A 25,438-nucleotide genomic window follows, 5' to 3' on the forward strand; every position below is an offset into this window, starting at 1 on the left:
ATTTTCTGAAGCGTCATGCTATTTCGAGGAGTTCTGCGCATGTCTGCCAATTCGACCGCTTTTGAACGTTGGAACAACGCCCTGGGACCGTTGCTGCAACGCCTCGATCAGCCGGACTGTCTGCAGTACCTGATCGAAGCGATAGAGGTGCTGGTCGATGTTAAAGCGGTGATCTTGTCATTGGAGCGCCGTGGCAAGGTGCCGACATTGATCTTCGAGACCCGGGTACCGGTCAATAAGCGTCGTAGCCATATCGATGACTATTTCTCCGGCGCTTTTTTGCTGGATCCGTTCTGTCTGGCGGTGGAAGAGGGGCTGGCACCAGGCTTTTATCATCTGGCTGAGATCGCCCCGGATGACTTTACCCAGAGTGAGTATTATCGGGTTTACTATCGTGAAGCCCAGTTGGTGGATGATGCTTACTACATCATGGAGATTGGACCGGGGGCACAGCTGTCACTGGCGTTGGGGCGTCTGGGTCCGGCGTCTCCTTACACTGAGACCGAGTTGGCGCTGCTACGTCAGATCCGTCCGGTGGTTGAAGCGGTGTTGCTGCGTTACTGGCAGCAGCAGTCCGATGCTGATCAGTCGTTGCCGACAGAACCACAACCGGGTCTTCGTGATCAGATTGAAGCGGCCTTTAACAACTTCGGCAGCTCATTGTTGACCCAGCGCGAACGGGAGGTGGCCCACCTGCTGCTGCGGGGGCATTCGAGCAAGTCGGCGGCCCGTAAGCTGGAGATATCCCCGGATACGGTCCAGATGCACCGCAAGAACCTCTACGCCAAGCTGGATATCTCGTCCCAGGCGGAACTGTTTGTACTGTTTATCGAGGCCCTGAGCCATGCCGGTGGAAAAATTAACGACGATCCGTTGATCGGCTATATCGATCCCCAGGATTGAGACGGATGGTTCTGGTCAGCGATGGCAGCGGATTGTTAGACTGCAGGCTGGTTTTCTTGTTTGGTTTAGCACATTAAGGGTCTGTCGTTGTTTGATCTGCCATCATTGTTGATCGTTGGTGCCAAGGGGCAATTGGGCTATGAGGTCGAAGCTCTGGCTCGGGAAGAGGGGTTTAGCGTTACGGCACTGGACCGTAAGTCTCTCGATATTCTCGATCCTCAGGCGGTAGAGAAATCTCTGGCCGAATTTCGTCCCGACTTTGTGATCAATGCGGCGGCGGTTATCAATCCGGCAGAGCAGGACCCGCCGGCGTTTGCCGCCAACACCCGTGGTGCGGCGATCCTGGCCGAGAGTTGTCATAAGTACGGCGTTGCATTGGTTCATGTCTCCTGCGCCGAGGTCTTTGGCGATGAGGCGGATCAGTTGCTACGGCAGGAAACCGATAAGGCGGTTCCGGTCAGTCCCTACGGCAAAAGCAAGTTGCGCGGTGAGGAGCTGGTTCGGGCGGCATTAACCCGTCATCTGATTATCCGTACCGGCTGGTTGTTCAGTGCCCGGGGCGACAGCTTTGTTCGCGAGCTGCTCGAACAGGCGCGGCAACAGCGCTGTTTTCAGGTGGCTGACGGTCTAATGGGGGTGCCGACCTCCGCTGCGGATTTGGCCCGGGTCATCCTGGCGGTGATCAAGCAGCTCGACAGCGGCGCCGACAGTTGGGGTACCTACCATTACTGCGCTGCCGAAGCGCTCAGTTGGGCCGGTTTTGCCGAAGCTATCGTAGCGGCTGCACGTCAGTATGAGGAGCTGTGTTTGGAAGAGCTGCAGACGTGTCCGCAGCAGCAGCTTCCCGGTCGAACCTTGCCAGCCAACACGCAGCTCGACTGCTCCCTGATAATGGATACATTCGGCGTCCATCAACGTACCTGGCGTACCGGGCTGATGCAGGTGATCCAGGGGTATTACAGCTGGACCCCCTAGCGGGTGAGCGTCGGCCCTTCGCCGTATAAGCCTTTATAGCCATCCCCTATGAGGTATACTTAATCGGTTGTTTGGCCGTGAGGTTGGAGTTCTGGTGTCTGAGAATGCTCTGGTAGATCGATTTGGACGGACGGTGGACTATGTCCGTATTTCGGTGACCGATCGTTGCGATTTTCGCTGTGTTTACTGCATGAGCGAGCAGATGACCTTTCTGCCTCGGCCTCAGGTGCTGTCCCTGGAAGAGATCGAGCAGGTTGCTCAAGCCTTTGTTTCCCTAGGTGTTAAAAAGATTCGCCTGACTGGTGGTGAGCCGCTGGTACGGAAAGGGATTGTCGATCTGTGCCAGCGTATAGCATCCCTTCCAGGGCTGGATGAGCTGGTGATGACCACCAACGGCTCGCAATTGCCGAAACTGGCCCGGCCGATTCGTGAGGCAGGGCTCAAACGCCTGAATATCAGTCTGGACTCGTTGCGCCCGGAGCTGTTCAAAGAGCTGACCCGTACCGGTCGCCTGCAGCAGGTGCTCGACGGAATTGAAGCGGCCCGCGATGCGGGGTTTGAACGGATCAAGCTCAATGCGGTGATTCTGAAAGGCCGCAACGACAACGAAGTGCTGGATCTGGTCGAGTTTGCCCGTGAGCGTGAGCTCGATATCAGCTTTATCGAAGAGATGCCGCTGGGACAGATCAACGAGCACGCCCGCGACGAAACTTACTGCTCCAGCGAAGAGGTCAGGGAACTGATTGCACAGCGCTACCCGTTGATCGAGTCGGCCTCCAAAACCGCCGGTCCGTCGCGCTACTACCAGATGGCCGACAGCGCGAGTCGAATCGGGTTTATCTCCCCCCACAGTCATAACTTCTGCCACGAGTGCAACCGGGTTCGGTTGACGGTGGAGGGCCGTTTGCTTCTCTGCCTGGGCAATGAGCATTCGTTCGATCTGCGCGAGTTGTTGCGAACTCCCGGTACCGATCAACAGGTATTGCAACTGGCGATCATCAAGGCGATGGACCTGAAGCCGGAGAAGCATGAATTTGATCTGGAGGCTGAGCCACAGATCCTGCGTTTTATGAATATGACTGGGGGCTGATTCCGGCCTCTATCCCACGGAAAAAATCTGCCTTTTAAACCAATTGTGGGTAGAATAAGCCCCTTTGTTTGTGCCGGATCAAGCAGATCCGGATCGAAAAAAGGCTACCATCAGGGCGTTCCAAGCCCGCAAGTGACTGCATGACCACACCAGATTCAACACAGTTTGACGAGATCCGCCCCTATAACGATAGCGAGGTGGCTGAGGTCATCGAGCGCTTACTGGGTACCCCCGAATTTATCACCGCGTTAAGTAAGTTCCGATTCCCCAAATTAAGCCGTTGGCTGCCATTCGTGACTGAGCCTCTGGTGCGGGCCGGCTTGGGTAAGCAACTGGCCGGTATTCGTGATGTCCGGGCGCTGCAGCAGGTGATCGCTCACTACATGCAGAGCATGATCGACCGGACGACTGGCAAGCTGAGTTTTTCCGGCATTGAGCGGCTGGATCCGCAGCGGGCCTACCTGTTTATCTCCAATCACCGCGATATCGCGATGGACCCGGCTTTTGTTAACTGGGGGCTGTTCAGCAGCGGCATGGATACGGTAAGGATCGCCATCGGCGATAATCTGCTGCGTAAGCCCTATGTGTCGGACCTGATGCGGTTGAACAAGAGCTTTATCGTCAATCGATCGGCCAGTGGGGTGCGTGAGAAGCTGAAGGCGCTGACCCAGTTGTCCTGCTATATCGACCATTCGATCTGCAGCGGCCACTCGATCTGGATCGCTCAGCGTGAAGGGCGGGCCAAAGACGGCAACGACCGTACCGATCCGGCGATCCTGAAGATGCTGTCGATGGGGCCGAGAAAGCGTGGTCTTAGCTTCGCTGAAGGGGTCAAGGCGTTGAGTATCGTGCCGGTGTCGATCTCCTATGAGTATGACCCCTGTGATGCCCTGAAGGCTGGGGAGCTACAGGCGCTGGATACCGAAGGTAGCTACGAGAAATCGCAGTACGAAGATATCGAGAGCATCGTCCAGGGCATCGTTGGCTTCAAAGGGGATGTCCATGTGGCGTTCGGTGAGCCGATCGAAGCCGAGTTTGACGGTGCCGAGCAGCTGGCCGAAGAGATCGATCGGCAGGTAATCCTGAATTACCACCTGCATGCGTCCAACCTGATGGCGGCGGAGCAGGGCGGTGAGCAACTGCCGACGGCGAAACGTGACGGTTATCTGAGCCGGCTCGATGAGGTCGATCCCAAGATGCGTCCCTGGTTTGTAGCCCAGTACGCCAACCCGGTATTGAACAAGCAGCAACTGAAAGCGGAAGGTGGCAAATGAGCGAACAGACATTGACCCATCTGGATGAGCAGGGGCATGCCCATATGGTCGACGTGTCCGGTAAGGATGTGACTAGCCGCGAAGCGATCGCCGAAGGCTATATTCGGATGCTACCGGAAACCCTGGCGATGATTACCGAGGGGCGTCACAAGAAGGGTGACGTGTTGGCAGTAGCCCGGATTGCCGGTATCCAGGCGGCCAAGCGTTGCTCCGATATCATTCCGCTGTGTCATCCGTTGATGCTTAGCAAGGTAACGGTAGAATTGATCCCAGAGCCTGAGCATGACCGTATCCGCATCGAGACCCTGTGCAAGCTAAACGGCCGTACCGGCGTCGAAATGGAGGCGCTGACAGCGGCTTCGGCGGCAGCTTTGACCCTTTACGATATGTGCAAAGCGGTCGATCGGGGTATGACGATCGAGGGGATCCGGCTGCTGGAGAAACAGGGTGGCCGCAGTGGTCACTGGAAGGTAGAGGGCCGGTAGATGATCAAGTTGGTTTTTCTGGCCAGCATTCGGGAACGGCTGGGCTGCGATCAGCAGGACTATCCGATCGGTGCGTCGCTCACCGTGGCGGAGCTGATCGAACAGTTGTCATCCCGTGGCGATGACTGGCAGCAGGTTTTGGCGGATGACAAAGTGCTGGTTGCGGTTAATCAGCAGATGAGTCGTCGCGACGCGCTGGTTCAGAGCGGTGACGAAGTGGCCTTCTTTCCGCCGGTGACCGGCGGCTGAACAGACGGCGAAAGGAATTCTATGCTGACACTTCGTGCCTTGTTGTTTTACCTGCTGATGATGGTCGCGACTGTTGTCTGCTCGCTGTTTAGTCTGGTTTTCGCCAGCTGGATGCCGTTCCGGCAGCGTTTTCATGTGGTGGTGATGGCGAATCGCTTCTATATCTTCGCGTTGCGTTGGGTTTGTGGCATCCGGTACCAGGTTCGCGGGTTGGAAAACCTGCCCAAGGATCGGCCTTTTGTGCTGCTGGCCAATCACCAGAGTGAATGGGAAACCATCTATCTGCAGCTGTTGATCCAGCCGCTTAGCACGGTGCTCAAGCGTGAGCTGCTGCGGATCCCTTTCTTCGGTTGGGCGCTGGCATTGTTGCGACCGATCGCAATCGACCGCTCCAAGCGCGCTGGGGCTCTGAAGCAGCTGTTAGCCAAAGGCAAAAATCGCCTGGGTGAAGGGATACCGGTGATGATATTCCCGCAGGGAACCCGGGTCCCTTATGGTGAATTGGGAAAATTCAACAAGGGTGGTGCGATGCTGGCTTGCAGCGCCGGGGTGCCGATTGTTCCGCTTTGTCATAACGCCGGAGCCCACTGGCCAAGTGGGCAGTTGATCAAGTATCCGGGGTTGGTCGAGGTGGAGATCGGAGAGCCGATCGAAACGCTCGACACCGATGTGAACAGCGTTCATCAGAGCTCCACCGAATGGATCCAGCAACGCCTGCAGCAGCAGTGCAGCGATGCGGTCGAGGCCAAGAGCTAGGAGAACGATGCTGCGACAGGAGTCGTCAAAAGACTGTCCGCTGTTGTTGTTCTGTTCGTCTTGATATCGCTCTGCTCAACGGGTGCCGTTCGAAGGTAATGTCGACCCTGTAACCCGCACAAAAAAAGCCGCTCCATGGAGCGGCTTTTTTGATGGGACGCAGGCTGGCTTAGTCGCTGTAGCGCTGGAAAACCAGTGATGCGTTGGTGCCGCCGAAGCCGAAGCTGTTGGACATTACCCGCTCCAGCTTGGCGTTGTCGACGCGCTCGCGAACGATCGGCATGCCGTCAGCTTCTGAATCCAGCTCGTCGATGTTGGCGGAAGCGGCGATAAAGTCGTTCTCCATCATCAGCAGGCTGTAGATCGCTTCCTGTACGCCGGCGGCGCCCAGAGAGTGGCCGGACAGGGATTTGGTGGAGCCAACCTGAGGCATGTTGTCGCCGAAGGTGTTCTTGACTGCCTTCAGCTCCTGCATGTCGCCAGCCGGGGTGCTGGTGCCGTGGGCGTTGATGTAGTCGATATCACCCTCAACAGTGGCCATCGCCTGCTGCATACAGCGCATCGCGCCTTCGCCAGACGGGGCAACCATATCGTAGCCGTCGGAGGTGGCACCGTAGCCGACTAGCTCGGCGTAGATCTTGGCACCACGCGCCTTGGCGTGCTCCAGTTCTTCGATCACCAGCATGCCAGCACCGCCGGCGATGACAAAGCCGTCACGGTTGGCGTCGTAAGCACGGCTGGCTTTCTCGGGGGTGTCGTTGTACTTGGTAGACAGCGCGCCCATGGCGTCAAACAGGCAGCTCATCGACCAGTGCAGCTCTTCACCGCCACCGGCGAAGATGACGTCCTGCTTGCCCAGTTGGATCAGTTCCATCGCGTTGCCGATGCAGTGCGCGCTGGTGGAGCAGGCGGAAGTGATCGAGTAGTTCACACCCTTGATCTTGAACGGGGTCGCCAGACAGGCAGATACGGTGCTGCCCATGGTGCGGGTAACCCGGTACGGGCCAACGCGCTTGAGGCCACGGTCGCGCAGGATGTCGGCGGCTTCAACGATGTTGGCTGAGGATGCGCCGCCGGAGCCGGCGATCAGGCCGGTGCGGACGTCGGAGACCTGCTCGTCGGTCAGGCCGGAATCTTCGATGGCGTTTTTCATCGCCAAGTAGGTGTAGGCGGCTGAGTCGCCCATGAAGCGCATCAGCTTACGATCGATCATCGACGGTAGGTCAAGGTCGATGCTGCCGGCGATGTGGCTGCGGAAGCCCATCTCTTTGTACTCTTCCTGGAAGGAGATGCCGGAGCGGCCTTCACGCAGGGAGTCGGTGACCGACTCTTTGTCGCAGCCGAGGCAGGAAGTGATACCGATACCGGTGACAACAACGCGTCGCATAGCTCAAACCTCTTTTGGTGTCTGTAAAAATGGGGCCGAATGCGTGCCCCATTTTCGAATATCCAACCCGCGAATAACAGTCCAGATCGCAGATCAGTTGTATTAGGTCAAATCAACCGTTAAAAATCGTCGGTTGAAGTAAACAGACCAACCCGCAGGTCTTTGGCGGTGTAGATCTCACGGCCATCGACGCTCAGGGATCCGTCTGCGATACCCATTACCAGCTTGCGTTCGATAACGCGCTTAAGTTCCAGGTGATAGGTGACTTTCTTGGCGGTAGGCAGAACCTGGCCGAAGAACTTAACTTCGCCCGAGCCCAGTGCGCGGCCGCGGCCTGGGTTGCCCTTCCAGCCCAGGAAAAAGCCGACCATCTGCCACATGGCGTCAAGGCCCAGGCAGCCCGGCATGACCGGGTCCTCTTCAAAGTGGCAGGCGAAGAACCACAGATCGGGGTTGATATCCAGCTCGGCGCGGATTTCACCTTTGCCGTACTGGCCGCCATCCTCGGTGATGGTAGTGATTCGGTCCACCATCAGCATGTTGCCGATCGGCAGGCGAGCGTTGCCGGGGCCGAACATCTGTCCGTGTCCACATTGGAGAAGCTCGTCGCGATTGAAAGAGGAGGGTCTGCTCATAGGGGCAAAGGTCCTTCGTATAGGGATAGAAGCGGCGATTATAGCGGTTTGAGGACGTCTTCGACAGTCAATTGAGGAAAACGTCCGAATCGCTCGTAATCGTTAACTGCGGCGGTCCACTGCCAGTTCAGCCAGTTGTCGCAGAACGTCGCGATAGGGGCTTTGTGGAAGTAGTTCGAGTTGAGCGAGGGCGCTGTTGACCTGATCGCGGGCCTGTTCAAAGGTGTAGTCGATGGCGCCGGTTTCGATGACCGCCTGGCGGATCGGCTCAAGGTCTTCCAGCCCGCCTTTGCGAATTGCTTGGCGGATCATCTTGCGCTGCTCATCGCTGCCGTGCTTCATCGCGTGGATCAGCGGCAGGGTCGGCTTGCCTTCGGCCAGATCGTCGCCGACATTCTTGCCCATCTCTTCCGCCGAGCTCTGGTAGTCCAGAACATCGTCGATCAGTTGGAAAGCGATGCCTAGGTGGCGCCCGTAAAGTCGAAGCGCTTCTTCCTGTTCCGGGCTGGCATCGGCGATCTGGGCGCCGGTTTGGGTAGCTGCTTCGAACAGCATCGCGGTTTTGCCGAGGATTACCTTCATGTAGCTGGCTTCGTCGACATCCGGATTCTTGCAGTTGAGTAGCTGCAGCACTTCGCCTTCTGCGATCACGTTGGTGGCGTTGGAGATCACCGACATGATCGGCATGCTGTTGAGCTCGACCATCATCTGGAAGGCGCGTGAATAGAGGAAATCGCCGACCAAGACGCTCGGGGCATTACCCCACTTGGCGTTTGCGGTGGCTTTGCCGCGCCGCAGATCGGAAGTGTCGACCACGTCGTCGTGCAGCAGGGTGGCGGTGTGGATAAATTCGATCACCGCCGCCAGGCTGATATGTTGGTTGCCCTGGTAATTGCAGCTGCGGGCCGCCAGTAGCACCAGGATTGGGCGGATTCGCTTGCCGCCGCTCTCCACTATGTAGTGGCCGATCTTCTCCACCAGTGGCACACCGGAGTGTAGGTGGTCGAGGATGAAGCGGTTGACCGATTCAAAATCGTCGGCGATCTGGGGGTTTAATTGATGTGGCTGCATGCGAAGGGATAATCAGGAAATTTTCGGCATGCTAAGGGGGGGGATGGGGGGTGTCAAGAAATCCCGTTCGAAGCTGATGAAATAGTTGTTTCGCACTTCGGTTTGCAGTAGTATTCGCCCCCCTGTGGTTCGCCCAATCTTTGAACAGTGATTCTGTTCGAGCTCCCTACCATAGGGTTGTGCTTAAGTCGGTCGGTGACGATTTGATAAAGGTGGCATTCCCTTAGAAGTAGGCAATTTTAGTAGCCGGGCGCACCAAAATTTGGAGAGAGACATGTACGCAGTAGTTGTTACTGGTGGTAAGCAGTACCGGGTTAGCGAAGGCCAGACCCTGAAAGTTGAGAAGCTGACTGCTGAAGAAGGCGCTTCCGTCGAGCTGGACAAAGTCCTGCTGGTTGCCGATGGCGAAGAGATCAAGATCGGTGCGCCGGTTGTTGAAGGTGCCAAGGTTAATGCTGAGGTGGTTGCTCACGGTCGCGGTAAGAAAGTCCGTATCGTGAAGTTCAAGCGTCGTAAGCATCACATGAAGCAGATGGGCCACCGTCAGTGGTTCACTGAAATCAAGATTACCGGTATCAGCGCTTAAGCGGATACGGGCTAGAGGAGAGATACGATGGCTCATAAAAAGGCTGGCGGTAGTACGCGTAACGGTCGCGATTCCGAGTCCAAACGCTTAGGTGTTAAGCGCTACGGTGGTCAGAAAGTTCTGGCTGGCAACATCCTGGTTCGTCAGCGTGGCACTCGTTTCCACGCCGGTGACAATGTAGGTTGCGGCAAGGATCACACCCTGTTCGCTACCGCTGAAGGTGTTGTTAAGTTTGAAGTTAAAGGCCCTAAGAACCGTAAGTACATCAGCGTTGTAAGCGCCTGATAACGGACTTAGTGTCTGCAAGCAGCCTCGGCTGCTTCTCTAAGGAGCTCCGCCCAGGCGGGGCTCTTTTTGTTTGTGCGCGCTAAGCTTGTGGCAGTAGTCCCAGTGGCGCAGCGGAGAAGATCATGAAATTTGTCGACGAAGTCGTCATCAGTATCGAAGCGGGAAAGGGTGGTAACGGCTGCCTGAGCTTTCGGCGCGAGAAATATATCGCCAAGGGCGGCCCGGATGGCGGCGACGGCGGTGACGGCGGTTCGGTGTGGCTTGAGGCGGACACCAATCTCAATACGCTGATCGATTATCGCTACCAGCGTCAGTATCGGGCCGAGCATGGTCAGGCCGGTATGGGTAGAAACTGTACCGGAGCCAAGGGTGAGGATCTGGTGCTGAAGGTCCCGGTGGGAACCACGGTGATCGATGAGGACACCAAAGAGGTGCTTTGCGATCTGGCCGAGGCGGGTCAGCGTGAGAAGGTGGCTCAGGGTGGTTTTCATGGTCTGGGTAATACACGCTTCAAATCCAGTGTCAATCGGGCGCCGCGTCAGACCACCAAGGGGTCGGTGGGTGAGTCGCGTAACCTGAAGCTCGAGCTCAAGGTGTTGGCCGATGTGGGCTTGTTGGGATTGCCCAATGCCGGCAAGTCGACCTTTATTCGCGCGGTGTCGGCGGCCAAGCCGAAAGTGGCGAATTATCCGTTCACTACGCTGGTGCCGAACCTGGGTGTGGTCAGCATTGAGCGCGATCGTAGCTTTGTGGTGGCGGACATTCCTGGTCTGATCGAAGGCGCTGCCGAGGGGGCTGGGCTGGGAATTCGCTTCCTGAAGCACCTGGCTCGCACTCGGTTGCTGCTGCATCTGGTCGACATGGCGCCTTGGGATGGGGTGGCGCCGGCCGATTCGGCTAAGTCGATCATTGCGGAGCTGGAGAAGTTTAGTCCGGCGCTGGCGGAGCAAGAGCGTTGGTTGGTGCTCAATAAGCTGGATCTGGTGCCGGAAGACGAGCGTGAAGCGCGTTGTCGCGAAGTGGTTGAGGCGTTGGATTGGCAGGGGCCGGTGTTTGAGGTTTCGGCGATCAGTCAGCAGGGCACCATGCAGGTCTGTCAGGCGGTGATGGAGTATATCGAGCAGCGTCAGTTGATGGAGCAGGATGACGTTGAGCTGGCCGAGCAGGAGCAGCAGCGCAAGGATCGGTTGGCGCAAGAGGCTCGTGAGCGTATTGAGCAGCTGCGGGATCAGCATCGTGCCAAGCGTCGGCAGGGTACTGATGATGACGATGATTGGGACGACTTCGATGATGATGATTACGATGTCGAAGTGGAATATGTGCCCTGATTCGGTTGCGCAGATGCTTTAGGTAGATTCGATTGATTGGATGCAATTAAGGTTGATGCATGAGCGGTAGAGAGGTGCTTACCCGCGGTTCCCGTTGGGTGGTGAAGATCGGCAGTGCGCTGTTGACCAACGATGGCCGTGGTTTGGATGAGCAGGCGATCGGGGGCTGGGTCGACCAGATGGCGGTGTTGCGTAAGCAGGGCGTTGAGTTGGTTCTGGTTTCTTCCGGTTCGGTGGCTGCGGGTATGCGGCGACTGGGGATGGAGGGTCGTCCGCATGAGCTTCACAAGCTTCAGGCTGCGGCTGCCGTTGGGCAGATGGGGTTGGTGCAGACCTACGAGGCGGGATTCCAGCGCCATGGTATGCATACCGCGCAGATCCTGTTGACCCATGATGATCTCTCTAATCGCAAGCGCTATCTGAATGCGCGCAGTACGCTGCAGGCGTTGGTCGACTGGGGTGTGGTGCCGATCATCAATGAGAACGACACCGTCGTGACCGACGAAATTCGTTTCGGTGATAACGATACTCTGGGGGCGCTGGTTGCCAATCTGATGGTGGCCGATGGCTTGATTATTTTGACCGACCAGCAGGGCTTGTTTGATGCTGACCCTCGCTCCAATCCTGATGCGACGCTGGTCTCTGAGGCGCGGGCCGAAGATCCGAAGCTGGATGCGATGGCTGGCGGCGGTGCGGGTGCGCTGGGGCGTGGCGGCATGATGACCAAGTTACGGGCGGCGCGCTTGGCGGCGCGATCCGGGGCGGCGACGGTGATTGTTGGTGGTCGTGAGTCGGATGTGCTGATGCGGTTGCGGCAGGGTGAGTCGCTGGGAACGCTGTTGACCCCGGATTGTGAGCCGCAGGCGGCGCGCAAGCAGTGGTTGGCAGGGCATCTGCGGGCCAAGGGGCAGTTGGTGTTGGATGCAGGTGCGGTTCGGGTGTTGATCAATTCTGGCCGCTCGTTGCTGCCGGTAGGGGTTAAGGCGGTCAGTGGTGATTTCTCCCGTGGCGAGATGGTCGAGTGCGTTGATGAGCAGGGGCGGGTGATCGCTCGGGGGTTGGTCAACTACGGCGTGGCTGAAGCGGGTCGGATTGTTGGCAAATCGAGCAGTCAGATCGAGGCTGTTCTCGGTTATATGGCGGAAGAGGAGTTGGTGCACCGGGATAACTTGGTGCTGGCCTGATGCGGCTTTGGCTTTTTGTTGAAGGTGTGGGGCAGGGTTTCTGAGCAGTGAATTACACCCACAAAAAAACCGGCCAATGGCCGGTTTTTTTAGCTTAGTAAGTCGAGCTTACAGAGCTTTGATCTGGGCGTTCAGGCGGCTCTTATGACGAGAGGCCTTGTTCTTGTGAAAGATGCCCTTGCTAACAGCGCTGTCGAGTGCTGAAACAGCATTCGGGTATACAGCTTGTGCAGCTTCTTTATCACCAGCTTCGATAGCAGCGATAACTTTTTTCAGGTAAGTGCGTACCATGGAGCGCAGACTAGCATTATGCTTACGGCGCGTTTCTGCCTGGCGTGCACGTTTTCTGGATCCTGCGGAATTTGCCACAATCTGGCTCCTCAAATATAACGCGAAAAGGTAGATCAAAAACGAAGAGGCGAAATTATTCATATTCGCTAGCGCCTTGTCAAACATTTTTGCTAGTTTATCGGCTGTTTGTTAGATCGCTACTTGGTTGGAGTGTTGGAGGCGTTGGGAAGAGTCGTGCGGAAACAGCCAGATACGGATAATTCGGCCGAGTCATCTCGTCGTCGCTCGTTGCTCGGGTCCAGTGCGGTGGTCGGGTTGATGACCATGCTGTCGCGGGTGATGGGGCTGGTGCGCGATATCGTGATCGCCCACGGTTTTGGAGCCGGCGCCAGCGCGGATGCGTTCTTCGTCGCGTTCAAGATCCCCAATTTTCTGCGCCGCCTGTTTGCCGAAGGGGCGTTTTCGCAGGCGTTTGTGCCGGTGCTGTCGGAATACCGGACCCAGGGCAGTCTGAACGAAGTTAAGGTGCTGGTGGATCGGGTTGCTGGTTCGTTGGGGCTGGTGCTGAGTTTGCTGACGGCGGTAGCGGTGCTGGCGGCGCCGTTCCTGGCAATGCTGTTTGCCCCCGGCTTCTATTTGAATGATGCGGCCAAGTACCAGCTGACGGTCGAGATGCTGCGGCTGACCTTTCCTTATCTATTGCTGATCTCGTTGACCGCCTTCGGTGGCGCGATCTTGAACAGTTATGACCGTTTTGCGGTGCCCGCCTTTACCCCGGTGTTGTTGAATCTGTCGTTGATCGGCTCGGTCTACTGGCTGCAGCCCTGGCTGGAGACGCCGGTGATGGCGCTGGCCTGGGGCGTGTTAATTGCTGGGGTCTCGCAGCTGTTGTTGCAGTTGCCATTTCTATTGCGGATCGGGTTGATGCCAAACCCGAAGCTAGGTTTTCGGCACGAAGGAGTTCGCAAGATCATCAAGCTGATGGTCCCGGCGATGTTCGGGGTCTCGGTGAGTCAGATCAATCTGTTGCTGGATACGGTGCTGGCGTCGTTGCTGCAGACCGGTAGCGTTTCCTGGCTGTACTTCTCCGACCGGCTGGTAGAACTGCCGCTGGGGGTTTTCGGTATCGCCATCGCCACGGTGATTCTGCCGAATCTATCCCGCAAGCATGCCGAGAAGTCGGGCGAGGCTTTTGCGGCGATGCTCGACTGGGCGATCCGGATGGTGCTGCTGATCGGGCTGCCGGCGGCGCTGGCGTTGTGGCTGCTGGCCGAACCGCTGCTGATCACGTTGTTCCAGTATGGGGCTATGACGCCTGGGGATGTGACCCAGGCGGCCATGAGTCTGCGGGCGTACAGTCTGGGTCTGTTGGCCTTTATGCTGATCAAGGTGCTGGCGCCGGGCTATTTCTCGCGCCAAGACACCAAGACGCCGGTAAAAATCGGGATCTGGGCGATGGTAGCCAATATGGCGTTCAACCTGGCGTTGATCGTGCCGCTGGCTCATGTCGGGTTGGCGTTGGCGACCTCGCTGTCCGCGTTCTTGAATGCAGGGCTGCTGATGCGTGGTTTGCTGAAGCAAAAGGTGTTGAGTTGGCAGTCGGGCTGGTTGCGTTTCGGTGCTCAGTTGCTGGTGGCGAATCTGGTGATGGCAGGGCTGATCCTGTGGTTGGCGCCTGGCGCTGAGCAGTGGTTGCAGTGGTCGCTCTGGCAGCGAGCTCAAGCGATGGCGCTCTGTGTTATCGGCGGCGGCGGGGCTTATCTGGCGATGTTGGTTGTCGGCGGCATCCGCTTGCGACATTTGAAGCATTAACCGGCCCGGTTTGGCGGTATTCTGACCGATCCTGCTGATGTATAATGCCGCGTTCGTTTAGAGGCTGGCATTACAAGGGTCATGGAGTTAATCAGAGGTCTTCACAATCTGCGCGATCAGCATCGAGGCTGTGTGGCGACCATTGGTAACTTCGATGGCGTACATCTTGGCCATCATCGGGTGCTGGATCAGGTGCGTGAAAAGGCCGCGGCACTTGGTTTGCCGTCCGTGGCGATCGTGTTTGAACCGCAGCCGCGGGAGTTTTTTGAAGGCCCCAAGGCGCCGCCCCGACTGACCCGGTTTCGCGACAAGTTTGAATTGATCCGTGCCCATGGCATCGATCGGGTATTCTGTCTGCATTTTAATCAGTCACTGCGATCTTTGACCGCCGAGCAGTTTATCGACCGGCTGTTGCTGAGCGGACTGGCGGTAAAGTATTTCGTTGTTGGCGATGATTTCCGCTTCGGCTGTGATCGTGCCGGTGACTTTGCGCTATTGCAGCATTACGGTAACAGTCATGACTTTACCGTGGTCAACACCCGTACCCATCTGATCGATGATGAGCGGGTCAGCAGTACCCGGATCCGCCAAGCGCTGGCCGAACATCGGTTTGAACTGGCAGGGCGACTGCTGGGTCGGCCCTACCAGGTTAGCGGTAAGGTGATCCATGGCCGCAAACTGGGGCGACAGCTCGGACTGCCGACCGCCAATATTTCACTGCAGCGTAAACGGTTGGCGTTCGACGGGGTCTACATAGTGGATGCGCTGACCGAGGACGGGCAGCGACTGGCCGGGGTTGCCAATGTTGGTGTCCGACCGACCGTTAACGGTGATCACCCGCTGCTGGAAGTACATCTGCTCGATTTTTCGGGGCGGCTCTACGGCCAGCGGCTGCAGGTTGAATTCCTGGCCCATGTACGGCCGGAACAGAAGTTTGATGGTGTCGAGGCGCTTAAGCAGCAGATACTCGACGATATCGCCTTCGCCCGGAGTTGGCGCGAGGGACGAGACTAGCTAGCCACTTGTGTTCCGGACAGGGCGACACTAGATATAACCAAATTAACGAAGGTATCCGTGGGGGAGCCCTTCAGCGACAAGTGAAGACGCGCAATGACCGATTACAAACATACTCTGAATCTGCCTGAAACCGACTTTCCGATGCGAGGCAATCTGGCTCAACGCGAGCCGGAGATGCTTAAACGCTGGAACGAGATGGAGCTGTATCAGCAGATTCGTCAGGTGAGCCAAGGGCGCGACAAGTTTGTGCTGCACGACGGCCCTCCCTATGCCAACGGCGACATCCATATCGGTCACGCGGTCAACAAAATCCTCAAGGACATCATCGTTCGCTCTAAAAACCTGAGCGGCTTCGATGCGCCTTATATTCCGGGCTGGGACTGTCACGGGCTGCCGATTGAGCACAAGGTCGAGACCAAGATCGGTAAGGCCGGCACCAAGAAGAGCTTTAAGGAGTTTCGCCAGGCCTGTCGTGACTATGCACTGAAGCAGGTCGAAGGGCAGAAGCAGGACTTTATCCGTCTGGGTGTGCTGGGTGACTGGGATAAGCCCTACCTGACCATGAATTTTGATACCGAAGCCAACATCATTCGGGCGCTGGGCAAGATTGTTGAGAATGGTCACTTGGTGAAGGGCTACAAGCCGGTTTACTGGAGTGTGGTTGGAGCCTCGGCGTTGGCCGAAGCCGAAGTGGAATACCAGGACAAGGTATCTACCGCCATCGATGTACGTTTTTCACCGGTCGATGAAGCCGCGTTCCTGGCTGCCTTCACCGAGTTAGAAGGCAATGGGCCTGCCAGTGCGGTGATCTGGACCACCACGCCCTGGACCCTGCCGTCAAACCAGGCTGTGTCGCTGAATGCCGAGCTGGACTATGTGTTGGTCGAGCTGGACCTGGGCGCCGGTGCCGAGCGGATTCTGCTGGCTGAAGCCTTGGTCGAAGATGCCATGGGTCGCTACGGCGTCGAAGAATACCGTATCGTCGGGCGCTGCCAAGGCCAGGCGCTGGAAGGGCAGCTGCTGCAGCATCCATTCTACGACAAGCAGGTGCCTATCATCCTGGGCGATCATGTGACCACCGATGCCGGTACCGGTGCGGTACACACCGCTCCCGACCATGGTGTCGAGGACTTTGTGGTCGGCCAGAAATATGCCATCGAAACCCTGAATCTGGTCGACGGCCACGGCATCTTTGTCGAGGCGGCCGGGCGTTTCGCTGGCCAGCATGTCTACAAGGTCGACGATGAGATCGTGGCGCTGCTGCGTGACGAGTGCAAATTGATCAAGTCGGAAAAGTTCGAGCATAGCTATGCTCACTGCTGGCGAACCAAGACCCCGCTGATCTATCGCGCCACGCCGCAGTGGTTTATCAGCATGGATGAGCAGGGCCTGAAAGAGAAAGCGCTGGAAGCTATCAAAGGGGTCAAGTGGATCCCGGGCTGGGGCCAGAACCGGATCGAAGCGATGGTCGAGCAGAGCCCGGACTGGTGTGTCTCACGTCAGCGTACCTGGGGTGTGCCGATCACGCTGTTTATCCACAAGGAGACCCAGGAGATCCACCCCAATACGGCTGAGCTGATCGAGCAGGTGGCGAAGCGGGTCGAGCAGGGCGGTATCGACGCCTGGTTTGAGCTGGAAACCCACGAGCTGCTGGGTGACGAGGCCGATCAATATATCAAGGTCAACGATACCCTGGATGTGTGGTTCGATTCCGGTGTGACCCATTACTCGGTAGTGGATCAGCGCGACGAGCTGCAGTTCCCGGCTGACCTCTATCTGGAAGGCTCTGATCAGCATCGCGGTTGGTTCCAGTCCTCGCTGAAGACCTCCATCGCGGTCCGCGGCGTCGCACCTTATAAGCAGGTGCTGACCCACGGCTTCACCGTTGACCAAAATGGCCGCAAGATGTCTAAATCGCTCGGCAACGTGGTTGCGCCGCAGCAGGTGATGAACAAGTACGGTGCCGACATCCTGCGTCTGTGGGTCGCGGCGACCGATTTTAGCGGCGAGATGGCCGTCTCCGACGAGATCCTCAAGCGTACCGCCGACTCCTACCGTCGGATCCGTAATACCTCGCGCTTCCTGCTGTCGAACCTGACCGGTTTCGATCCGACCAAAGATCTGCTACCGGCCGACGAAATGCTGGCGTTGGATCGCTGGGCTGTCGATCGGGCGTCGCAACTGCAGCAGGAGATCCTGGCGGCTTACGATAACTACCTGTTCCTCAGTGTTTATCAGAAGGTGCATCACTTCTGCGCACTGGATCTGGGCGGTTTCTATCTGGATATCATCAAGGATCGCCAGTACACCACCCAGCCGGATTCGCTGGCCCGCCGCTCCTGTCAGAGCGCGATGTACCATATTATCGAGGCGCTGGCGCGTTGGGTTGCGCCGATCACCAGCTTCACTGCGGACGAAATCTGGCAGCATCTTCCGGGTGAGCGGGGCGAGTCGATCCATCTCGAAACCTGGTACGAAGGGCTGTTCGAACTGGCCGGCGATGAAGCCTTCGGGCGCGGCTTCTGGCAGCAAGTGCTGGACGTCAAGACGGCGGTCAACAAAGAGATCGAGAACCAGCGTAATGCCGGTGTGGTCAAGTCCGGTCTGGCCACCGAGGTGAGCCTGTATTGTGGCGCCGAACTGACGGCGTTGCTGGAGCGCCTGGGTGATGAGCTTCGCTTCGTGCTGATTACCTCCGACGCCAAGCTGGAGTCGCTGGATTCGGCACCGGCCGATGCAGTGGAGACCGAGCTGGATGACCTGAAGCTGGCTGTCCGGGTCAGCGAGCACAGCAAATGTTCTCGCTGTTGGCACCTGCGCGAAGATGTTGGTAGCCATACCGAGCATCCGGAGCTCTGCGGTCGTTGCGTCGAGAATGTCGCCGGTAGCGGTGAGCAGCGCGCTTACGCTTGATCGTCGACGTGAATCGGTTAAAACAGACGGGCTTGGGCTGGCTTTGGCTGGCCCTGCTGGTCTTGATTCTGGATCAGGCCAGCAAGCAGCTGGCCGATGCGCTGCTGGAGTATGCTCGTCCGGTTACCTTGCTGCCGGTGTTCGATCTGACCCTGTTGTATAACAAGGGCGCGGCATTCAGTTTTCTGTCCGATCAGGGCGGTTGGCAGCGCTGGTTCTTCAGTGCCGTTGCGCTAGGTGTTGGTGGCTACCTGTTACATTGGCTCAGCCGCACTCCCAAAAACGAACGCTTACTCTGTGTCTCGCTGACACTGATCCTCGGTGGTGCGCTGGGTAACCTGATCGACCGATTGCTGTTAGGGCACGTAATCGACTTTATATCGCTGCACTGGCAGCAGTACTACTACCCCGCCTTCAATATTGCCGACTGCGCCATCACCGTAGGCGCTGTGCTGCTAATTTGGGATGCGCTGTTCTTGGAGCGGCGCCGTTCTTCATCATAATTTCTACTAATCAAATCATGGAGCTGCTATGAGTGCCGTAACTGTAGGCCCAGGAACCCGAGTAAGTCTTCACTTTACCATTGAGATGGAGGATGGCCAGGTCGTCGACAGCACCCGTGAGAAGTCGCCGGCAAGCTTCGAGTTCGGCGATGGCAACCTGCTTCCCGGTTTTGAGAAAGCATTGGAAGGCTTGAGCGCCAAGGAGCAGGCTCGCTTGCGTATTGCGCCGGAGCAGGGCTTTGGAATGCCGAACCCCAATAATGTGCAGCGTTTCTCGGTCAATGACTTCAACGAAATGGAGCTCGAGCCGGGTCTGATGATCAGTTTTGCCGATCCTTCCGGTGAGCTGCCGGGCGTGGTGCAGTCGATCGAAGGCGACAAGGTAATGGTGGACTTTAACCACCCGCTTGCCGGTAGGATGCTGTTCTTTGATGTCGAAATTCTATCGGTAGAATTGATTTAAACGCTTGTTTTAAACCGATTTCGGCTTAATAAAGCCGGATTTTGGCCGATAATATTGACACTGGTCACAAATTGTTCAGTTGTCGCCATGGTGCTAATTGGGTTGCTCTAATCTATTCGGGTAGACTGATATAACATCGGTCTATAGCCTAGTTGGTGCGACCTGCCCGGTGTCGAAGGCATCGGGCGAGGGAATCGAGTGGCACCGAGTAGTCGGGGATTAAGGATGAGATGGAATAGCGGCCAAGCTACCCAAACTTTACCAAAGCGCAGTCAAACCAGAACACAGCGTTCAGGTGGTTTCACACTGATCGAATTGCTGGTGGTGCTGGCGATCGTCGCCGTACTGCTGACCATAGCGACCCCCAACTTTGATTCGGTGATCAGTGGCAGTCGGGTCGATGAGGCTCGGCTGAGCGTTGCCACCAGCCTGGCGACGGCCCGTACCGAAGCGATCAAACGTGGTGAACGTGTGCGGATGTGTGTGGGTACTAGTGGCAGTTGTGATACCACCGATTCGGGTATCGAAGACTGGAGTGGCGGCTGGCAGGTTCAGATCTCATCTTCTTCGGAAGCCATACAAATCAACGCTCGATCCGATAACAACACAGTAGTTAATTATAACTGCGGTAACGTAATCGAATTCGATAATTCCGGTGAGCGTACGACCTCATCCGGAATCAGTCCCTGTACATTCAGCATTACTAGTGACGGAACTACCAGTTCCCTATATATCAACCAGACCGGTCGGGTCCGGATGCAGTAGGAGGCGGAGCTTGAGTAATTACAGTCAGTCCACCCCACACCGTCAGGCCGGTTTCACACTGATCGAAATACTGGTGGCAGTGCTGATCTTATCGCTGGGGATTCTGGGTCTGATCGGCATGGAAACCATGGCACTTAAAAGCAATCAAAGTGCCTACCACCGTTCTCAGGCGACCCTGCTTGCCTACGAACTGGCCGATATGATGCGGGCCAATCCGGATGGTGCCAATGCAGGGGATTATGCCGATGCTGTTTCGGCCGGGGTGAGTAGCAGTCCAAACTGCATCCATTATAACGGCTCTTCAACTCCCAGCGGCTGCAACAATGTCGAGAGTATCGCCAAGCAGGATGTCTTCGAGTGGGATAAGCGCTTGAAAGATATCCTACCAAGCGGTGCGGCATCCATTGTGGTCAGTGGCGCGATACAGACTATTACTGTCAGCTGGGATGATGATCGCAACGGTAGCCCCGACCAATCTTTCGCATTTAGTTTTGGATTGTGATGATGATTAGAGGGCAGCATAACCTACCCAACCGTCAACGTGGCCTGACAATGGTCGAATTGATGATCGCTGTGACGCTGGGGTTGTTGCTCACCGCCGGGATTCTGCAGATTTTTATCGGTTCTAAGAAGACTTACGAATTCCAGCGTGAGTTGTCACGAATACAAGAGAACGGCCGCTTTGCAATGGAGTTTCTGACCCGTGATATCCGTCAGGCGGATTTCTGGGGTTGCCTGAATGATGGGGTTAATGTGACCTCTGTCTTGGATGATGGCAAGACTGCCGATGCCTACGCGGCAGGTGTTGCCGCGTCGGATGCCTTGCCTAGCTCCACTACCGGATATGCACCGGCATTGGGGCCATTGTCGGATTCAATTACATTACAGGGCGGCAATGGCGGAGGAATCAGAGTAACCAAATATTCAAATGCAGAAGCGTCGAACATCAAGCTAGATAAGCTTGATCATCCGAAGGGGAAGACCATCACGGCGGGCGATATTTTGATGGTCACTGATTGCGTCAACGCGGTTGTGTTTCAGGTGACCAATACCACAGTAAGTACACAGACTGTGGCTCACCAGTCCGGTACCGAGGTCCCTGGAAATATTGCCCCCCCTGATGGAGTTCCGGGGGGGCTGGGTTTTGGTTTTGACACTGATGCGACGGTTTTCGATGCTACTCCGGTTCGTTATTGGTTACGCAAAGGAACTAGCGGAGAGCCTGCGTTGATTCGCGGCACTGAAGGAGATGACTGGAAAAACGATGGCGTTGAGCTGGTTGAAGGGGTTGAGAATATGCAGTTCCTTTACGGTGAAGATACCAACGGCGATGGTGTTCCTAACTATTTTGTTCCAGCGGGGAACGTTGGCAATATGGATAATGTGGTCAGTGTTCAGGTACATCTGTTATTACGTAGCATTCGAAATAACATGCTCGATTCGCCGCAAACAGATATTGAATACTACGGACAGTCTCGTACAGCTACTGCGTTTGATCGATATATTAGAAGAGCCTTTACCGCTACCGTCGCACTGAGAAATCGGTTGAATTAATGAGGTTTGATGATATGGCGAGCCAGAAGCAACAACAAGGTATGACGCTGATTGTCTGCCTGATTATTCTGGTGGTATTGACCTTGGTTGGAGTCGGAAGCATCCGCGACACCACCTTGGAAGAGAAAATGGCTGGTAACCTGCGCGACCGCAATATGGCCTTTCAGGCAGCTGAATCGGCATTGCGTGTTGGTGAGGATTTTATCGAAACAACCGTGGTGCTGCCGGAATTTAACGGTACCGATGGCCTCTATGCGCAATTGAACGATGTGATCAACGGTGTTTCCTGGAGCGTCTCATCGGCGGTGCGCTCGTATGATGATTACTCGCCCGAGCTTACAGGCACTAACAGCGCTCCTGTCTACATTATTGAGCAGATGGAGTCTGAAGCGGAAAGTGCCAGTATGGAAGCGGGTACTGAGCAGAATACCGAACAGTTTTACCGTATCACGGCCCGTGCCGTGGGCGGAACAGATACCGCAGTCGTGATACTGCAATCGATCTATCGGCGTTAACGGTACGGCCGGCGTCAAGGGGGAAAACGAGATGGAAGTCAAATATCGCAGCTTGCTGTTTAGCGCGTTGATTGCCGGGCAGACATTGACGGCCGCCACGGCAGGCACCGTCTCACAAACCCCACTGTTTCTGACTGGTTCGGTACAACCGAATATTATGTTGTTGCTGGATAATTCGGGGTCGATGAGTAATGTAGTGCCCGAGGCTCCATTCGATTCCAGCTCAGCTTACGATTGTGATAGCGCAATTTATCTGGCAACGACTCATCGAATCGATCTAAGGGTAAACAGTTATGGCGAGCCATATTTCCGCGCAAATAGTATTGATTACGACTGGGTTAGTGCCGCTGGGACAACGGGGCTGACTAATCGCTCCAATGTCGCCTGCTTTGATCCGACTGAAAACTATCAAGCGCGTCTGTACGCGGACAATGGCAGCTCTCCGGCAATGCCCGGCTCATATTTGGCTGCGCAATATACCGGTAAGTATCTAAATTGGTATTTTGGTTCTGATACCGATGGTTTGAACTATGAGACTTCGAGTACTGCTTGGGACTGGGGGGGGGCTGGAGTGCGAGTGAAACCCGACGTCTTGCGCCGGATGGATATCGCCAAGAAGGCAGCAACGGATTTGGTGGATTCGCTGACAGGGGTCAATTTTGGCCTTTCATCCTATAGAGGAAGTGATGGTGCTGATATCCGTATTCTGATGGGTGATGCGAACGATAGTTCTTTTCGTACCACACTGACCACAGAGATTAAGACTTTTAGTCCCGATTCATCGACGCCGTTAGCGGAATCGCTACACGAAATTGGTCGTTACTTTATTGGTAGTAGTGGAACAACCAATCCAGGCCATAGCAGTAGCCTGAGCTGTACAGCCAATGGGCAGTATGACGGTGACTTGGTTCTCCATCCTGATACCACTAAAAACTCGGTCGGAATGACAGATGTGTTTGGGCAAACGGCGGGAAGTTACGAGTCTCCCATCTGCCACTACTGTCAAAAGAACTTTGTAGTTATTGTCTCCGATGGCCGCCCGCAATATGACCGAGATGATATGCCAAGCTATCTGGCAGACTATGATGGCGACTGTGCCTCGGGATGCCTTGGCTATGATCGGAAAACCACTATAGATACCGACCCTACCTTTTATAGCTATGAGGATAACGGCAGTGATTATCTTGATGATGTGGCGCAAGCATTGTATGAAATTGATTTGCGTCCTGATATCAATGATCTGGATGGTAATGCGGTTGTTAACAATGTCTCTACCTACACGATCGGCTTTGCAGATGATCAGATAATCAAGGATCAATTGATAAGGGATACGGCCAATCAAGCAGGTGGCTTCTTTACGCAAGCGAATGATTCTAGTGATCTGGTAAGCGCGTTGGAGACGGCGATCAGTGATATCAAAGCGCAAACTTCATCAGCATCTGCGGTTACCACCAGCTCCACCCGTCTAAATACTTCTACAATCGCGTTCCAGGCGCTGTTCAACAGCGGTGATTGGAATGGCCAGTTGTTGGCGTTACCGGTTGGCGCGGATGGTGCGATCAGTGCATCGATCTGGGATGCCGCGGACAATGTGCCGGCCCATGGCAGTCGTGATATCTTCGCTTGGGATGCTACAGGCTCCACCGGTTACGAGTTCAATACCACCAACGCGTCGAAGATTAATGCGACGTTGGCCACCGATCTCACGAATGATCAGATCAACTATCTGCGTGGCGATGATTCCAACGAGTTAGATAATTCAGGCACCCTGCGCTCGCGCCCGGCAGCCAGCGGGAAGTCGCCACTGGGTGATATCATCAACTCGGATCCGCTGTTTGTCGCGACCCCCAATTTTGGTTATCAGCGCCTCGATGATCCCGAGGGCTTAGCTTACTCTACCTTCCGATCAGGCAGCGACTATACCGGAAGACCAGGGATGCTCTATTTCGGTGCCAACGATGGCATGCTCCATGCTTTCTCATTCAAATACGATGCTAAGAGCGGAACAGCGACCGGAGAGGAAGAGTTCGCCTTTATCCCGAAAGGCGTGTTGGCCAATCTCGGTGACCTGAGCGCGACGACCTATAGCCATCAATACTATGTCGATGGTTCACCCCGTTTTGGTGATGCCTACCTTACCTTGGATGGCGCCACCGGTTGGCGCACTGTGCTGGTGGGAACAACGGGTGCCGGTGGTTCGGGCGTGTTTGCGTTGGATATCACCGAACCGACCAGCTTTGGAGCAGATTTAACCAAGCAGAAGAACAACATACTCTGGGATATCGATAACACAACCTCCGGGTTTAGCGACCTGGGTTATACCATCGGTGAGGCCTCGATCGCGCGCTTCGCGGATGATAAATACTACGCGGTGTTTGGCAACGGCTATAACAGCAGCTCCGGTAACGCGGTGCTCTATATGGTCCAGTTGGACGATCTGAGTAATGTTCATACTTTCGATACTGGTACGGGAGGAACGGGGAACGGGATGAGCTCGCCGGTCATTGTCGACAAAGATAACGATCGGATTGCCGACTATATCTATGCCGGCGATCTGAACGGTAATCTGTGGAAAGTTAATGTACCTAGTAGTACCAGCCAATGGAAGTTTGCGTTCACATCGGGGGGCTCTCCTGCGCCTCTCTTTACCGCGATGGACTCTGCCAGCACTCCTGTGGCTCAACCAATCATGGCAAAACCGAATGTGGGTGAGCATGAAGATGGCGGGCTGATGGTCTATTTCGGTACCGGGCAGTATTTCGAGACCACCGATACCTCAGATCTGCAGGTTCAGACCTTCTACGCGATCCGGGATAACGGTAGTGAGGTTTCGGGTCGCTCCGTCCTGCAAGAGCAAACCATTGATGTGGAAGACACCACCAGTTTTGCAAGCTTTGGATTCAATGTCCGTGTGACCAGTGATGAGAAAGTTGACTACACCAGCCAGGACGGCTGGTATATGGATTTGAGATTGGTCGGCGGCACGGCCAAAGGTGAGCGGATTATCAATCAGGCAATCTTACGTGGTGAGAGGGTGATCTTCTCAACCCTGATACCGTCAACCGATCCTTGTGGCTATGGGGGTACCAGTTGGTTGATGGAGGTGAATGCATTGACCGGCTCGCGGTTGGACACGACACCGTTTGATCTGAACGGTGACGGCAAGTTTGATGATAACGATAAGGTTTATATCGAAGTTGATGGTAAAAAGGTGCTGGTTTCCGTTTCGGGCTTGCAGGATACAACGATGGGTCTACACCATAACCCGGCCATCGTTGAGGATGGTTCGAAAGAGATTAAAATCATGGGCGGCTCCAGTGGCACCATCAAGAGTGTGACCGAGTCCAAGGCTAACGATGGTGGGCGACTCTCCTGGCAGCAGCTTCAGTAAACT

General features: G+C 55.8%; 25 protein-coding genes. 21 read left to right on the forward strand and 4 right to left on the reverse strand.

Going from position 1 to position 25,438, the window contains the following annotated elements; translation table 11 throughout:
* Positions 1-39: 39 nt before the first annotated feature.
* From DV711_RS17665 to DV711_RS17695, 7 genes are all read left to right on the forward strand, one after another.
* Positions 40-903, forward strand: coding sequence for a helix-turn-helix transcriptional regulator (locus DV711_RS17665; RefSeq protein WP_165840157.1), 864 nt, complete (start codon positions 40-42; stop codon positions 901-903).
* Positions 904-990: 87 nt separating this feature from the next.
* Positions 991-1,878, forward strand: coding sequence for an SDR family oxidoreductase (locus DV711_RS17670; RefSeq protein ID WP_165840158.1), 888 nt, complete (start codon positions 991-993; stop codon positions 1,876-1,878).
* A 94-nt stretch (positions 1,879-1,972) separates the two neighbouring features.
* Positions 1,973-2,968, forward strand: a complete 996-nt coding sequence (gene moaA / locus DV711_RS17675; protein ID WP_114697123.1) for a GTP 3',8-cyclase MoaA — start codon at positions 1,973-1,975, stop codon at positions 2,966-2,968.
* Between the two features lie 140 nt (positions 2,969-3,108).
* A complete protein-coding gene (locus DV711_RS17680; protein WP_114697058.1) occupies positions 3,109-4,242 on the forward strand; it encodes a 1-acyl-sn-glycerol-3-phosphate acyltransferase in 1,134 nt (377 codons plus the stop codon).
* Positions 4,239-4,727 (forward strand): cyclic pyranopterin monophosphate synthase MoaC, encoded by a 489-nt coding sequence (gene moaC, locus DV711_RS17685; protein ID WP_114697059.1) that lies wholly within the window; start codon positions 4,239-4,241, stop codon positions 4,725-4,727. Before DV711_RS17680 ends, moaC begins: the two co-directional genes overlap by 4 nt.
* Positions 4,728-4,976 (forward strand): molybdopterin converting factor subunit 1, encoded by a 249-nt coding sequence (gene moaD / locus DV711_RS17690; RefSeq protein ID WP_114697060.1) that lies wholly within the window; start codon positions 4,728-4,730, stop codon positions 4,974-4,976.
* Between the two features lie 21 nt (positions 4,977-4,997).
* Positions 4,998-5,732: a lysophospholipid acyltransferase family protein gene (locus tag DV711_RS17695; RefSeq protein ID WP_114697061.1), complete on the forward strand. Its 735-nt coding sequence runs from the start codon at positions 4,998-5,000 to the stop codon at positions 5,730-5,732.
* 169 nt (positions 5,733-5,901) lie between these two features.
* Here the strand turns inward: DV711_RS17695 and fabB are convergent, their stop codons facing one another.
* From fabB to ispB, 3 genes are all read right to left on the reverse strand, one after another.
* Positions 5,902-7,119: a beta-ketoacyl-ACP synthase I gene (fabB, locus tag DV711_RS17700; RefSeq protein WP_114697062.1), complete on the reverse strand. Its 1,218-nt coding sequence runs from the start codon at positions 7,117-7,119 to the stop codon at positions 5,902-5,904.
* A 119-nt stretch (positions 7,120-7,238) separates the two neighbouring features.
* Positions 7,239-7,754 carry a 3-hydroxyacyl-[acyl-carrier-protein] dehydratase FabA gene (gene fabA / locus DV711_RS17705; protein WP_114697063.1) on the reverse strand — a complete coding sequence of 172 codons (516 nt, stop codon included), beginning with the start codon at positions 7,752-7,754 and terminating at the stop codon, positions 7,239-7,241.
* A 102-nt stretch (positions 7,755-7,856) separates the two neighbouring features.
* Positions 7,857-8,825: an octaprenyl diphosphate synthase gene (ispB, locus tag DV711_RS17710; protein ID WP_114697064.1), complete on the reverse strand. Its 969-nt coding sequence runs from the start codon at positions 8,823-8,825 to the stop codon at positions 7,857-7,859.
* Positions 8,826-9,099: 274 nt separating this feature from the next.
* Between ispB and rplU the strand changes: the two genes are divergently transcribed.
* The 4 genes from rplU to proB all read left to right on the forward strand — a co-directional run bounded on the left by rplU (position 9,100) and on the right by proB (position 12,211).
* The gene (gene rplU / locus DV711_RS17715; protein WP_114697065.1) at positions 9,100-9,411 is read left to right on the forward strand and encodes a 50S ribosomal protein L21; all 312 of its coding nucleotides are present in this window, start codon (positions 9,100-9,102) and stop codon (positions 9,409-9,411) included.
* Between the two features lie 27 nt (positions 9,412-9,438).
* A complete protein-coding gene (gene rpmA, locus DV711_RS17720) occupies positions 9,439-9,696 on the forward strand; it encodes a 50S ribosomal protein L27 (RefSeq protein WP_114697066.1) in 258 nt (85 codons plus the stop codon).
* A 125-nt stretch (positions 9,697-9,821) separates the two neighbouring features.
* Positions 9,822-11,027, forward strand: a complete 1,206-nt coding sequence (gene cgtA, locus DV711_RS17725) for an Obg family GTPase CgtA (protein WP_114697067.1) — start codon at positions 9,822-9,824, stop codon at positions 11,025-11,027.
* Between the two features lie 59 nt (positions 11,028-11,086).
* Positions 11,087-12,211: a glutamate 5-kinase gene (gene proB, locus DV711_RS17730; RefSeq protein ID WP_114697068.1), complete on the forward strand. Its 1,125-nt coding sequence runs from the start codon at positions 11,087-11,089 to the stop codon at positions 12,209-12,211.
* A 108-nt stretch (positions 12,212-12,319) separates the two neighbouring features.
* Here the strand turns inward: proB and rpsT are convergent, their stop codons facing one another.
* Positions 12,320-12,580 carry a 30S ribosomal protein S20 gene (gene rpsT / locus DV711_RS17735; protein ID WP_114697124.1) on the reverse strand — a complete coding sequence of 87 codons (261 nt, stop codon included), beginning with the start codon at positions 12,578-12,580 and terminating at the stop codon, positions 12,320-12,322.
* A gap of 240 nt (positions 12,581-12,820) precedes the next feature.
* On the opposite strand from rpsT, the gene murJ reads away from it, so the two are divergent.
* The 10 genes from murJ to DV711_RS17785 all read left to right on the forward strand — a co-directional run bounded on the left by murJ (position 12,821) and on the right by DV711_RS17785 (position 25,435).
* Positions 12,821-14,314: a murein biosynthesis integral membrane protein MurJ gene (gene murJ / locus DV711_RS17740; RefSeq protein ID WP_114697125.1), complete on the forward strand. Its 1,494-nt coding sequence runs from the start codon at positions 12,821-12,823 to the stop codon at positions 14,312-14,314.
* A gap of 81 nt (positions 14,315-14,395) precedes the next feature.
* Complete coding sequence (gene ribF, locus DV711_RS17745; protein WP_114697069.1) at positions 14,396-15,328, forward strand: bifunctional riboflavin kinase/FAD synthetase; 933 nt, start codon at positions 14,396-14,398, stop codon at positions 15,326-15,328.
* 96 nt (positions 15,329-15,424) lie between these two features.
* Entirely contained in the window at positions 15,425-18,244 is a 2,820-nt protein-coding gene (ileS, locus tag DV711_RS17750) for an isoleucine--tRNA ligase (protein WP_114697070.1), read from the forward strand.
* A gap of 8 nt (positions 18,245-18,252) precedes the next feature.
* Positions 18,253-18,747 carry a signal peptidase II gene (gene lspA / locus DV711_RS17755; protein ID WP_243633874.1) on the forward strand — a complete coding sequence of 165 codons (495 nt, stop codon included), beginning with the start codon at positions 18,253-18,255 and terminating at the stop codon, positions 18,745-18,747.
* Positions 18,748-18,775: 28 nt separating this feature from the next.
* The gene (locus DV711_RS17760; protein WP_114697072.1) at positions 18,776-19,210 is read left to right on the forward strand and encodes an FKBP-type peptidyl-prolyl cis-trans isomerase; all 435 of its coding nucleotides are present in this window, start codon (positions 18,776-18,778) and stop codon (positions 19,208-19,210) included.
* 225 nt (positions 19,211-19,435) lie between these two features.
* Positions 19,436-19,975 carry a GspH/FimT family pseudopilin gene (locus tag DV711_RS17765; RefSeq protein ID WP_114697073.1) on the forward strand — a complete coding sequence of 180 codons (540 nt, stop codon included), beginning with the start codon at positions 19,436-19,438 and terminating at the stop codon, positions 19,973-19,975.
* A gap of 10 nt (positions 19,976-19,985) precedes the next feature.
* The gene (gene pilV, locus DV711_RS17770) at positions 19,986-20,477 is read left to right on the forward strand and encodes a type IV pilus modification protein PilV (RefSeq protein ID WP_165840159.1); all 492 of its coding nucleotides are present in this window, start codon (positions 19,986-19,988) and stop codon (positions 20,475-20,477) included.
* Between the two features lie 2 nt (positions 20,478-20,479).
* Positions 20,480-21,529: a PilW family protein gene (locus DV711_RS17775; protein ID WP_279386525.1), complete on the forward strand. Its 1,050-nt coding sequence runs from the start codon at positions 20,480-20,482 to the stop codon at positions 21,527-21,529.
* A 14-nt stretch (positions 21,530-21,543) separates the two neighbouring features.
* Positions 21,544-22,044, forward strand: coding sequence for a pilus assembly PilX family protein (locus tag DV711_RS17780; RefSeq protein WP_207802681.1), 501 nt, complete (start codon positions 21,544-21,546; stop codon positions 22,042-22,044).
* 31 nt (positions 22,045-22,075) lie between these two features.
* Complete coding sequence (locus tag DV711_RS17785; protein WP_114697075.1) at positions 22,076-25,435, forward strand: pilus assembly protein; 3,360 nt, start codon at positions 22,076-22,078, stop codon at positions 25,433-25,435.
* Positions 25,436-25,438: the final 3 nt, after the last annotated feature.

Source organism: Motiliproteus coralliicola (assembly GCF_003345655.1).
Lineage (GTDB): Bacteria > Pseudomonadota > Gammaproteobacteria > Pseudomonadales > Balneatricaceae > Motiliproteus > Motiliproteus coralliicola.